This is a genomic window from Cellulomonas sp. Leaf334 (genome assembly GCF_001424195.1).
Lineage (GTDB): Bacteria > Actinomycetota > Actinomycetes > Actinomycetales > Cellulomonadaceae > Cellulomonas.
This window is the reverse complement of sequence record NZ_LMOO01000001.1, coordinates 826,865-838,853: the sequence shown is the minus strand read 5'-3', so window position 1 is coordinate 838,853 and position 11,989 is coordinate 826,865. Positions and strand designations below refer to the sequence as shown.

The following is an 11,989-nucleotide window of genomic DNA, read 5'->3' as shown; positions in this document are numbered from 1 at the left end:
ACGATGCGACGGAGCATCCCTGTCGTCGCGGCGACGATCGGCCTTGCGCTGGCGTTGACCGCATGCTCGAGCTCGAACGACTCGGGCGACGACGCGTCGAGCGCACCGACCGAGAGCGCCGGTGCGACCGGCACCCTGACGATGTGGGTCGACGACACCCGCATCAAGGAGATGGAGCCGGTCGTCGCCACGTTCACCGAGGAGACCGGCATCGAGGTCGAGCTCGTCCAGAAGGCGTCGGGCGACATCGGCAAGGACTTCGTCGCGCAGGTCCCGACCGGCGAGGGCCCCGACGTCATCATCTCGGCGCACGACGGCCTGGGTGAGTGGGTCAACAACGGCGTCGTCGCACCCCTCGAGCTCGGCGACAAGGCCGGGGACTTCTCCGACTCGGCCATCGCCGGCGTCACGTACGACGGCAAGGTCTACGGGACGCCGCTGTCCATCGAGAACATCGCCCTCGTCCGCAACAACGCGCTGCTGGCGGACACCCCCGCGGCGACGTTCGACGAGCTGATCGCCCAGGCGAAGACGGCGGGCACCCCCTTCTCGGTCCTCATCCAGCAGGGCCCGGACTCGGACCCGTACCACCTGTACCCGCTGCAGACGTCGTTCGGCGCCCCGGTGTTCGAGCAGTCCGCGGACGGCTCCTACACCGACACCCTCGAGATGGGCGGTCCGGCCGGTGACGCGTTCGCCGCGTACCTGGCCAAGCTCGGCACCGAGAAGGTCCTCGACCTCGCGGTCGACGGCGAGAAGGCCAAGCAGGCGTTCCTCGACGGCCAGGCGCCGTACATGATCACCGGCCCGTGGAACACCTCGGCGTTCGAGGAGGCCGGCCTGGACATCGCCGTGCTGCCCGTCCCCAGCGCCGGTGGCCAGCCGGCACAGCCGTTCGTCGGCGTCCAGGGCGCGTTCGTCTCGGCGAAGTCGAAGAACCCGGTGCTCGCCAACGAGCTCGTCGTCAACTTCCTGTCGACCGAGGCCGCTCAGGACGCGCTGTACGCCGAGGGTGGCCGCATGCCGGCCAACTCCGCGTCCGCCGCGAAGGTCGACAACGGGATCCTCAAGGGCTTCGGCGAGGCGGGCGCGACCGGCGCCCCCATGCCGGCCATCCCCGCGATGAGCTCCGTGTGGGCCTTCTGGGGTGCCACCGAGGCACAGATCATCAGCGGGCAGGCCGAGCCGGTCAGCGCGTGGAACACGATGGTCACCAACGTGCAGGACGCCGTCGACAAGGTCTGACGGTCGAGGACGTCCCGCCGGGCGGCGCGCAGCTGCCCGGCGGGACGTCCTTCTCGCACGCCGTGCTGAGCCCGGCAACCCCCGTAGCTGACACCGTCGTCCCGGAGGACCCGCATGACCGACCAGCAGACCCTGGAGCCCCCCGCACCGCCGGAGGCGCCCGGACCCGGGTCCCCCCGTCGCTCGCGAGGCGACGGCTCACACGCCCGGAACTTCTCGGCGGGCTTCGTCGTCAAGCTGATCCTCGTCGCTCTCGTCGACGCCCTGGGCGTCTTCGGGATCCTCTCGGCCCTGGCCGTGCAGTCGTGGGGGATCCTCGCGTTCCTCGTGCTGGCCCTCGTGGCGGTCAACTGGATCTACTTCTCCAAGCGCGCGATCCCCGGCAAGTACCTGATCCCGGGCCTGCTGTTCCTGCTGGTCTACCAGCTGTTCGTCATGGCCTACACGGGCTACGTCGCGTTCACCAACTACGGCGACGGGCACAACTCGACGAAGGCCGATGCGATCGAGCAGATCTCGATCCAGAACGAGACCCGGGTCGAAGGCTCACCGACGCTGCCGCTCACGGTCGTGGAGCGTGACGGCGAGCTGGGGTTCGCCGTCGTGCAGGACGGCGACGCCGAGGTCGGCACCGCCGAGGAGCCGTTCGCCCCCGCCGACGACGCCACGGTCGAGAGCGACCGGGTGACCGCCGTGCCCGGCTGGGAGGTCCTCGGGTTCGCCCAGATCGCCGAGCAGCAGGAGGCGATCACTGTCCTGCGGGTGCCGTTCTCCGACGACCCGTCCGAGGGGTCGGTCCGCACGCAGGACGGCTCGACCGGGTACGTCTACCAGTCGACGCTCGTCTACGACGAGGCGACCGACACCTTCACCGACTCGGCCACAGGCGAGACGTACACCCCGGCCGAGTCCGGCAACTTCGTCTCGGAGGACGGCGACGTCCTGACCCCCGGCTGGCGGGTCGGTGTCGGCTTCGACAACTTCACGCGCGTGTTCACCGACTCCCGCCTGGCAGGACCGTTCGCCCAGATCACCGTCTGGACCTTCGCGTTCGCGTTCCTCTCGGTGCTCACCACGTTCGCGGTCGGCCTGTTCCTCGCGATCGTGTTCAACGACCCCCGGGTCCGCGGCCGCAAGATCTACCGGTCCTTGCTGATCCTCCCGTACGCGTTCCCCGGGTTCCTGTCCGCGCTCGTGTGGAAGGGCATGCTCAACCAGCGGTTCGGGTTCATCAACGAGGTCCTGCTGGGCGGCGCCGACATCGGCTGGCTCACCAGCCCGTGGCTGGCCAAGCTGTCGATCCTGGGCGTCAACCTCTGGCTCGGCTTCCCGTACATGTTCCTCGTCTGCACCGGGGCGCTGCAGGCGATCCCGGCCGACACCATCGAGGCCGCGAAGATCGACGGGGCGGGGGCGTGGCGGATCTTCAAGTCCATGACGCTGCCCCTGCTCATGATCTCCGTCGCACCGCTGCTGATCGCGTCGTTCGCGTTCAACTTCAACAACTTCACGCTGATCTACATGCTCACCGGCGGAGGCCCCAACTTCGTGGGGACACCGGTGGTGGTGGGCCATACGGACCTGCTCATCTCGATGGTCTACTCCGTGGCCTTCGAGAGCGGGAACAAGCAGTACGGCCTGGCGAGCGCCCTGTCGATCCTCATCTTCATCGTGGTCGGCGCGATCAGCTACGTCGGCTTCCGCCGGACCCGCAAGCTCGAGGAGATCTGAGATGGCCAGCACCGTCGTGGACCGGGAGACGCCGGGCACCGTCGTGGAGCGGGACGGGGTACCCCGTGGTCGCCGCTGGTGGGCCGAGATCGGCTGGCGGCACGTCGTGGGCATCGTGACGATCGTGGTCTGCGTCGTCCCGTTGGTGTACGTCCTGTCCGCCTCGCTGAACCCCGGCGGGACGCTGACCGGCTCGAACCAGCTGTTCCGGACGATCGACTTCGAGAACTACCGCGAGCTGTTCAACCTGGACTACCCCAGCTGGTTCGCCAACTCGATCGTCATCTGCACGGTGACGGCGATCGGCACCGTGCTGATGGGCGGGGCCGCCGCGTACGCCTTCTCGCGGTTCCGGTTCCAGGGCCGTCACGGCGGCCTGACGGCGCTGCTGATCGTGCAGATGTTCCCGCAGATGCTCGCGTTCGTGGCGATCTTCCTGGTGCTGCTCTCCATCGGTGACGTGTTCCCGATGCTCGGTCTGAACAGCAGGCTCGGGCTCATCGCCGTCTACCTGGGCGGAGCGCTGGGGGTGAACACGTTCCTCATGTACGGGTTCTTCAACACCGTGCCGCGAGAGCTCGACGAGGCGGCCAAGATCGACGGGGCCTCGCACGCACAGATCTTCTGGACGATCATCCTGCGCCTCGTCGCGCCGATCCTCGCCGTCGTCGGGTTGCTGTCCTTCATCGGGACGTTCGGTGAGTTCATCATCGCCAAGGTGGTCCTGCAGCGGCCCGAGGAGTTCACGCTGGCTGTCGGCCTGTACTTCTGGGCCGCCGACGAGCGCAACGCCCGCTGGGGCTGGTTCGCGGCCGGTGCGGTGCTCGCCGCGATCCCGGTGATCCTGCTCTTCCTCTTCCTGCAGAAGTACATCGTCTCGGGCCTCACCGCGGGTTCGGTCAAGGGTTGAGCGTGCGCCACCTGCTCGACCAGCCGCACCACGACGGCTCGGAGCTGTACGTCCGGCGGGCCACGCCGCGGCTGGGAGACGTCGTCCCGGTGCGCGTCCGGGTGCCGGTGTCGGGGACCGAGCGGGCCGTCTGGCTGCGCACGGTCCGCGACGCGGAGCCGCGGATGGTGCCGACGCGGCTTGAGCGGGTCGACGACGACGCGCGCTGGTACGTGGGCGAGGTCCCGGTGCACAACCCGGTCGCCGGCTATCGGGTGCTCCTCGACGAGCCCGGCGGGTACCGGTGGCTGAACGGTCGAGGCCTCCACGAGCGGGACGTGCCCGACGCCGGTGACTTCCGGCTGACCGTGCACGACCCTGCGCCTGCCTGGATGGACACGTCGGTGGTCTACCAGGTGTTCCCGGACCGGTTCGCCCGGTCCGGTCAGCAGAGCGGCGACCTCCCGGACTGGGCCCTGCCGGCCCGATGGGACGACGAGCCCATCGCGTCCGGTCCCGGTGTCGCGCAGCAGTACTTCGGCGGCGACCTGCCCGGCGTCGAGCAGCGGCTCGACCACCTGCAGCGCCTCGGCGTCGACACCCTCTACCTGACGCCGGTGTTCCCGGGCCGGTCCAACCACCGCTACGACGCGAGCACGTTCGACCGCGTGGACCCGCTGCTGGGTGGCGACGAGGCGCTCGCGTCCCTGAGCCGCGCTGTGCACGCGCGGGGCATGCGGATCCTGGGTGACCTCACGACCAACCACACGGGCGCCGGCCACGAGTGGTTCGGGCGCGCCCAGGCCGACCGGTCCAGCGAGGAGGGGTCCTTCTACTACTGGACCGACGACGACCCCGGGTACGTCGGCTGGCTCGAGCACGCGTCGCTGCCCAAGCTCAACTACAACGCCCCGGCGCTCGCCGGTCGCATGGTCGAGGGCCCCGACTCGGTGATCGGTCGCTGGCTGGTCGAGCCGTACTCGCTGGACGGCTGGCGGATCGACGTCGCCAACATGACCGGCCGGTACGCCGACGACGACCTGACGCTCCAGGTGGCCCGCACGATCCGGTCGACCATGCACGCCCTCAACCCCGAGGCGGTGCTGGTCTCGGAGCACTTCCACGACGCGGGGACCGACCTGGCCGCGGGCGGCTGGCACGCGAACATGAACTACTCGGCGTTCACGCGCCCCGTGTGGACGTGGCTCAGGGACCCCGACCGCGAGCTCGGCTTCCTCGGGATGCCGGTGCCGATCCCACGTCGCGACGGGGTGTCCATGGTCGAGACCATGCGCGACTTCGACTCGACCGTGCCGTGGGCGGTGACGACCCACCAGTGGAACATGCTCGGCTCGCACGACACCGCGCGGCTGCGCACGGTCGTCGGGACACGCGAACGCGTCGAGCTGGCCGCGGGCCTGCTGTTCACCTACCCGGGGACGCCCGCGATGTTCGCGGGCGACGAGGGCGGCCTGACCGGCACCAACGGTGAGCACTCCCGCGTCCCGATGCCCTGGGGCGAGATCGACGCGGGCGGGGGACCGCGCTGGGACGCCGGGACGTTCGAGATCTACCGGTCGCTCATCGCGGTCCGGCGCGGTTCGCGCGCGCTGCGCGAGGGTGGCATGCGGTGGGCCGTCGTGACGCCCGACGCGGTCGCGTACCTGCGCGAGACCCTCCACGAGCGCGTCCTCGTCCTCGTCGCCCGCGCGCCGTGGGAGGGCGTGGACCTGCCGCGGCACCTGCTCGCGCCGGGGGCGTCGCCGGAGAACCTGTACGGCGGCGGCGACCTCAGGGTGCGGCCGGACGCGCTGGTGCTGCAGGGTGACGGCCCGGGAGTGCAGGTCTGGCGTCTGGCGTGATCGTTACGCTGGGCAGGTGACCCAACTCGATCAGTCCCTCGACCTCGACGGGTACGTCGACGCCGACCGGGCGCGCTGGGTCCCCGAGCCGGTGAAGTCGCGCGAGCGGACCGCGTTCGAGCGGGACCGTGCGCGGCTCGTGCACTCCTCGGCGCTGCGGCGCCTCGGCGCCAAGACGCAGGTGCTCGGCCCGTCGTCGGACGACTTCGTGCGCACGCGGCTGACGCACACGCTCGAGGTCGCGCAGGTGGGCCGGGAGATCGGCAAGGCACTGGGCTGCGACCCCGACATCGTCGACACCGCGTGCCTCGCGCACGACCTCGGGCACCCGCCGTTCGGGCACAACGGCGAGCGCGCGCTCGCGGAGCTGGCCAAGGGCATCGGCGGGTTCGAGGGCAACGCGCAGACGCTGCGGCTGCTCACCCGGCTGGAGCCCAAGGTCGTCGCACCCGACGGCCGCGCGGTCGGGCTCAACCTCACACGCGCCAGCCTCGACGCCTCGGTGAAGTACCCGTGGCGGCACCTGCAGGGACCGGTCAGCGCCGCCAGCGGCAAGCCGACGCACAAGTTCGGCGTCTACGAGGACGACCTGCCCGTGTTCGAGTGGCTGCGCGAGCAGGCGCCCGGCGGACGCAAGTGCCTCGAGGCGCAGGTCATGGACCTCGCCGACGACATCTCCTACTCGGTGCACGACGTCGAGGACGCGGTCGTCGGCGGGCGCCTGGACCTCGAGGTGCTCGGCGTCCCGGGGGAGCGCGACCGCGTGGTCGAGGCCGTGCAGACCTGGTACGGCGACGCAGTCAGCGCGCAGGGGCTGCAGGACGCGATCGACCGGCTGGTCGCCGCCCGGCTGTGGCGCCCGGGGTTCGACGGCTCCCGCGCGGCGCTGGCCTCGCTCAAGGACTCGACCAGCCAGCTCATCGGCCGGTTCGCCAAGGCCTCGCAGCTGGCCACGCGCGAGGAGTACGGCCCGGGGCCGCTGACCCGGTACGCGGCCGACCTCATCGTCCCGCACGAGACGCTCGCCGAGATCCTGGTGCTCAAGGGTCTCGCCGTCACCTACGTCATGGCGCCGCGCGAGCTCGAACCGCTCTACCACCGGCAGCGCGAGGTGCTCGTCGACCTGGTGCACGTGCTGTCCGAGCGTGCGCCGATCGCGCTCGAACCGCCGTTCGCGGCGGACTGGGTGGAGGCCGAGAACGACGCCGCGCGCCTGCGCGTCGTGATCGACCAGGTGGCCTCGCTCACCGACGTCTCGGCCGCCGAGCTGCACGCCCGCCTGGTTCACCCGCCCCGGCACGGCGGGCCGCCCGTCCTGGTGTGAAGTCGGTCCTGGCTTCTGCCCGCGACGCCTAGACTCCTGGCGTGGCAGGACGCATCCGGCGGGAGGACGTGGAAGCGGTCCGCGAGCGCGCCCACATCGAGGACATCGTCGGCCAGCACGTCACGCTGAGGTCCGCAGGCGTCGGCTCCATGAAGGGCCTGTGCCCGTTCCACGACGAGCGTTCCCCCTCGTTCCACGTGCGCCCCCAGGTCGGCCGGTACCACTGCTTCGGCTGCGGCGAGGGCGGCGACGTCATCGACTTCGTCCAGAAGGTCGACGGGCTGGGGTTCTCCGAGGCGGTCGAGTACCTGGCCGGCCGGGTCGGCCTCCAGCTCCGGTACGAGGAGGGCGGCGGCCCCCGCCCGGGCGAGGAGCCCGGCAAGCGCCGTCGGCTCATCGAGGCCCACAAGGTGGCCGAGGAGTTCTACCGGGAGCAGCTGAGCACTCCCGCCGCCGCGGCGGGTCGGCAGTTCCTCTCCGAGCGCGGCTTCGACCGGGCCGCCGCCGCGGACTTCGGGGTCGGGTTCGCGCCGCAGGGCTGGGACTCGCTCATGCGGCACCTGCGCGGCCGCGGGTTCACCGAGGCCGAGCTGACGCTGTCCGGGCTGGTCAGCCAGGGGCAGCGCGGCGTCTACGACCGGTTCCGCGGTCGGCTGGTGTGGCCCATCCGTGAGGTGACGGGGGAGACCGTCGGCTTCGGCGCGCGGCACCTGTTCGCCGAGGACCAGGGGCCCAAGTACCTGAACACCCCCGAGACGCCGCTCTACAAGAAGTCGCACGTGCTCTACGGCATCGACCTGGCGAAGCGGGACCTGCAGCGCGACAAGCGGGTGGTCGTCGTTGAGGGGTACACCGACGTCATGGCCATGCACCTGTCCGGGGTCGGCACCGCCGTGGCCACCTGCGGCACGGCGTTCGGGTCCGACCACGCGCGCATCGTGCGACGGCTCATCGGCGACTCGGGGTCCTCCGGCGGCGTGCAGCTGGCGTCCGGGGCGTCGGTCGGCGGCGAGATCATCTTCACGTTCGACGGCGACGCGGCCGGTCAGAAGGCCGCGCTGCGGGCGTTCGGGGAGGACCAGTCGTTCTCCGCGCAGACGTTCGTCGCGGTCGAGAAGTCCGGCATGGACCCGTGCGAGCTGCGGCAGGCGAAGGGGCCCGACGCGGTCCGTGCGCTGGTGGCCGGGCGGACGCCGCTGTACGAGTTCGTCATCCGCTCGACCCTCGCGTCCTACGACCTGCGCACCGCCGAGGGCCGGATCGGTGCCCTGCGCGCCGCCGCGCCGATCGTCGCCGGGATCCGCGACGCCGCGCTGCGCCCCGAGTACACCCGGCTGCTGTCCGGCTGGCTCGGCATCGACGACCAGGACTCCGTGCGCCGGGCCGTGCAGGGAGCGTCCACGCGCCCGCAGGCATCCGGTCGCCAGGAACGTCCCGTGCCGTCCTCCGAGCCGACTCCCGTGCCCGTCCAGCGCATGCCCGTCCCCGACCGCCGGGACCCCGTCGCGCAGATCGAGCGGACCGCCCTCGAGGTGGTGCTCCAGCGCCCGGACCTGGTGGCCGCCGACTTCGACGAGCTCCCGTCCGACGCGTTCGGCGCCCCCGCCTACCGGGCCGTGCACGAGGCGATCCGGGCGGCCGGCGGGCTCAGCGTCGCGCGGCCCCTGGTGCAGGCGTCCGGTGGCTCGACCGGCTGGGTGGGCGCTGTCATCGAGGAGGCCGCCGAGCCGGTCCGCCCGCTGGTCACCGAGCTCGCCGTCGCGCCGCTGCCCGAGGACCGGCCCGAGTCGCTCGAGGGCTACGTCAAGGGTGTTGTCCTGCGACTCGTCGAGATCGGGTTCACCCGGCACATCGCCGACCTGCGCGGACGCCTCCAGCGCATGGACGCCGAGGCGGACCCGGCCGCGTACCAGGCCGCGTTCGCGGAGCTGGTCGAGGTCGAGGGCCGCCGCCGCAACCTGCGCGAGAGCGCCTGAGCGTCAGCGCAGGGCGACGAGCCCGGTGCCGTCGTCGACGGGGAGCGCAGCGGGCACGGTGTGCACGGCGGCTGTCACGGTCATCGCGCGGATCGAGAGCTGGCCGCCGTAGTAGGACAGGAACGCCGTGTCGGTGGCGTCCCGCCCGGTCGCGATGCGGACGAGGGACTCGCGCGGCGCCAGCCGGGTCGCGTCGACCACGTGCCACGCACCGTCGACGTAGGCCTCCGCGACCGCGTGGAAGTCCATGGGCTTGAGCCCGGGCGCGTACACCGACACCAGCCGGGCGGGCACGTCCTTGGCCCGCAGCAGGGCGACGACGAGGTGCGCGAAGTCGCGGCACACGCCGCGGCGCTTGAGGAGGGTGTCCGTGGCGCCGTCGGTGGGCAGGCTGGAGCCCGACAGGTAGGTGACGTGGCCGGTGACCCACGCGACGACCGCGTCGAGGAGCTCGGGGCCCTCGATGCCGCGGAACTGGTCCCGGGCGAACGCCAGGAGGCGGTCTGACTCGGCGTACCGGCTCGGCCGCCGGTACTCGACGAGGTCGACGTCCTCGATGGCCGGCAGGTCGCTCTGGCCCGTGACGGTGGCCTGGTAGTCGACGACCAGGCGGCCCGCGGGGGAGAGCACGCGGTGCATGCGACCCCCGTGCGCCATCTTGATCTCGGTGACGTCCAGGGGGCCGTCCTCGTGGCGCACCGACAGGATCTCGGAGCGGTCGTAGGCCCCGTCCGCGACGGCGACGGAGAGGAGGATCTCGAGCGGGTTGCGCACGTCTAGGGACAGGTGCGAGGTGACGGTGCGCAGCACGGCCGGGGGTCCTTTCCCGGCCATCGGCGGCCGGACCATCAGGGGGGCAGGCGCAAGTGTGAGGCTCGCGGGGCCATCCGTCCAGCCCGCGGACAGAACCCGATGAACCTGCAGGTCAGGGGCCTGCGTGCCGCCCTCGCCGAGGACCGCGGCGCGGGGGGTTACCGCCCAGTAGGCGACCCCCGCGCCGCGTCCCCGTCCGGTCCGTCAGCCGAGCTGCTCCGCGGGGTCCGGCACGGCCATCCGCCGGCCGTCCCAGTGCACCTGCACGGGGTCGCTCACCCCGCCGACGAAGCCCCCGTCGGGGCCGGTGTGGTGGAAGGCGAGCAGCACCCACCGGTCGTCCGACCTGCGACGGATCAGCCGCCCGCTGTACAGGGTGTCGTCGGTCGCCTGGTGGGCGTCCGCGACGTCGTAGGGACCGAGCAGGCTCGCCGCCGGGGTCGCCCAGACGCCTCCGGTCGCGCCGGTGGCGACCGCGGCCTCGGACATGTCCGTCGCCAGGCAGGAGAACAGGAGGACGGGCGAGCCGTCGACGACCTCGACCTGCATGACCTCGAGCTGACCGAAGCCCTGCCGGGGCTCCGACAGCGGTGGTCGCAGCTCCCAGGTACGCAGGTCCGGGGACCACGCGTGGCCGACGACACCGCGGTCGTCGGCGGGTCCCGTGCGTGCCCGGGCGGTGACGAGCATGTGCCAGCCGTCGCCGTCCGGGTCGGGGAACACCCACGGGTCGCGGAACGCCTCGTCGTGCCACTGCCCGTCGGCCAGCACCTCGTACCAGTCGCCGTCGGCGCGCAGGACCGGGTTGTCCGGGGACTTGTCCCACGTCATCAGGTCGTCCGAGGTGGCGTACCCGATCGTCTGCACGTTGCCCGCGGGCGTGAGCGTCGAGCCCGTGTAGAAGAGGAACCAGGTGCCGTCGGGGTGCCGCACGACCGAGCCCGTCCAGGTGGCCAGGTCGTCGAACGCCGGGGCGTCGCTGCGGACCAGGGCGTCGGTGACGCGGGTCCAGTCCTGCAGGTCCGACGACACCGCGTGCCCGATGGAGGCCCGGTAGTGCCGGCGGTCCGGATCGTGCAGCGCGCGCGACGCGTAGAGGAAGAAGAGGTGGTACCGCTCGCCGTCGTCAGCGAGCCAGAAGTCCCACACCCAGGACTCGGGAAGGGTGAACATGTCTGCCTTTCACGCCGGGGCCGGCGAGGGTTTCGAGGGTGTGCGAGGGGTCAGCCCTTGACGCCGCTGGCGGCGACGCTGCTGACGAAGGCCCGCTGGAACGAGAGGAACACGATGAGCACGGGCAGCGTGATGAGGGTCGTGTAGGCCATCACCTCGCCCCACGCGGGGTTCAGCTGGAAGAAGTACTGCATCCCGACCATGACCGGGCGCAGGCTCTCCTCCTGCACGACCATGAGCGGCCACAGGTAGGAGTTCCAGGCGGGCAGGAACGTGAGGATGGCGACGGTAGCGAACGCCGGGCCGGCCAGGGGGACGACGATCTTGCGGTAGATCGTGAACCAGCCGGCCCCGTCGATCCGGGCGGCCTCGTCGAGCGACTTCGGGATCGTCGAGAAGTACTGGGTGAACAGGAAGATCGAGAACGCGTTCGCGATGAACGGGATGATCTGCACCTGGTAGGTGTTCAGCCAGCCGAAGTCGTACTTCGGCACCGCACCCTCGAAGACGAGGGTCGGCAGCTTGGACACCCAGTAGACCATCGGGATCGCGATCGTCTCGAAGGGCACGATGAGGGTCGCGATGACGACGGCGAGCACCGCGCCGCGGCCCTTCCACTCCAGCCGCGACAGTGCGAACCCGCACATGCTGTTCACCACCAGCCCGAGCACCACGATCAGCGTGGTGATCAGCACGGAGTTGAGCATGAAACGGGCGACCGGCACCCGGTCGAACACGTCCCGGTAGTTGTCCATGCTGATGTCACCCACGGGCAGGAACGCGTCCAGGGAGCGGGCGTCGGTCAGGATCTGCGCGTCCGGCTTGAGGCTGGACACGAACATGAACACGAGCGGGAAGAGGAAGACGACGGCGAAGAAGGCCAGCGCGACGTAGGAGAGGACACGGCGCCGGCGGCGCTGCTGGTGCTCCGAGCGATCGACCCGGCCCTGCCGGGAGACGGTGACGGCGGTCATGG

At 71.2% G+C, this 11,989-nt stretch carries 9 protein-coding genes; 6 read left to right on the top strand and 3 right to left on the bottom strand.

Annotated elements, in window-relative coordinates:
- The first annotated feature begins 3 nt into the window (after positions 1–3).
- The 6 genes from ASF78_RS03800 to dnaG all read left to right on the top strand — a co-directional run bounded on the left by ASF78_RS03800 (position 4) and on the right by dnaG (position 9,027).
- Positions 4–1,245, top strand: a complete 1,242-nt coding sequence (locus ASF78_RS03800; protein WP_056585004.1) for a maltose ABC transporter substrate-binding protein — start codon at positions 4–6, stop codon at positions 1,243–1,245.
- A 114-nt stretch (positions 1,246–1,359) separates the two neighbouring features.
- Positions 1,360–2,976, top strand: a complete 1,617-nt coding sequence (locus tag ASF78_RS03795) for an ABC transporter permease subunit (RefSeq protein WP_056585003.1) — start codon at positions 1,360–1,362, stop codon at positions 2,974–2,976.
- Position 2,977: 1 nt separating this feature from the next.
- Positions 2,978–3,886, top strand: coding sequence for a sugar ABC transporter permease (locus tag ASF78_RS03790; protein ID WP_056585002.1), 909 nt, complete (start codon positions 2,978–2,980; stop codon positions 3,884–3,886).
- A complete protein-coding gene (locus ASF78_RS03785) occupies positions 3,883–5,727 on the top strand; it encodes a glycoside hydrolase family 13 protein (RefSeq protein ID WP_056585001.1) in 1,845 nt (614 codons plus the stop codon). Before ASF78_RS03790 ends, ASF78_RS03785 begins: the two co-directional genes overlap by 4 nt.
- A 16-nt stretch (positions 5,728–5,743) precedes the next feature.
- A complete protein-coding gene (locus ASF78_RS03780) occupies positions 5,744–7,051 on the top strand; it encodes a deoxyguanosinetriphosphate triphosphohydrolase (protein ID WP_056585000.1) in 1,308 nt (435 codons plus the stop codon).
- Positions 7,052–7,092: 41 nt separating this feature from the next.
- Positions 7,093–9,027, top strand: coding sequence for a DNA primase (dnaG, locus tag ASF78_RS03775; protein WP_056584999.1), 1,935 nt, complete (start codon positions 7,093–7,095; stop codon positions 9,025–9,027).
- A 3-nt stretch (positions 9,028–9,030) separates the two neighbouring features.
- Here dnaG and ASF78_RS03770 read toward each other — a convergent pair whose 3' ends face one another.
- From ASF78_RS03770 to ASF78_RS03760, 3 genes are all read right to left on the bottom strand, one after another.
- Positions 9,031–9,837: a transglutaminase family protein gene (locus ASF78_RS03770; protein WP_056584997.1), complete on the bottom strand. Its 807-nt coding sequence runs from the start codon at positions 9,835–9,837 to the stop codon at positions 9,031–9,033.
- Between the two features lie 207 nt (positions 9,838–10,044).
- Positions 10,045–11,013 (bottom strand): glycoside hydrolase family 68 protein, encoded by a 969-nt coding sequence (locus tag ASF78_RS03765; RefSeq protein WP_056584994.1) that lies wholly within the window; start codon positions 11,011–11,013, stop codon positions 10,045–10,047.
- Between the two features lie 50 nt (positions 11,014–11,063).
- Positions 11,064–11,987 (bottom strand): carbohydrate ABC transporter permease, encoded by a 924-nt coding sequence (locus ASF78_RS03760; RefSeq protein WP_056584992.1) that lies wholly within the window; start codon positions 11,985–11,987, stop codon positions 11,064–11,066.
- Positions 11,988–11,989 lie beyond the last annotated feature (2 nt).

Coding starts and splice junctions, on each gene's coding strand:
- ASF78_RS03800 (WP_056585004.1), top strand. CDS start 4: ATGCGACGGAGCATCCCTGTCGTCGCGGCGACGATCGGCCTTGCGCTG.
- ASF78_RS03795 (WP_056585003.1), top strand. CDS start 1,360: ATGACCGACCAGCAGACCCTGGAGCCCCCCGCACCGCCGGAGGCGCCC.
- ASF78_RS03790 (WP_056585002.1), top strand. CDS start 2,978: ATGGCCAGCACCGTCGTGGACCGGGAGACGCCGGGCACCGTCGTGGAG.
- ASF78_RS03765 (WP_056584994.1), bottom strand. CDS start 11,013: ATGTTCACCCTTCCCGAGTCCTGGGTGTGGGACTTCTGGCTCGCTGAC.
- ASF78_RS03760 (WP_056584992.1), bottom strand. CDS start 11,987: ATGACCGCCGTCACCGTCTCCCGGCAGGGCCGGGTCGATCGCTCGGAG.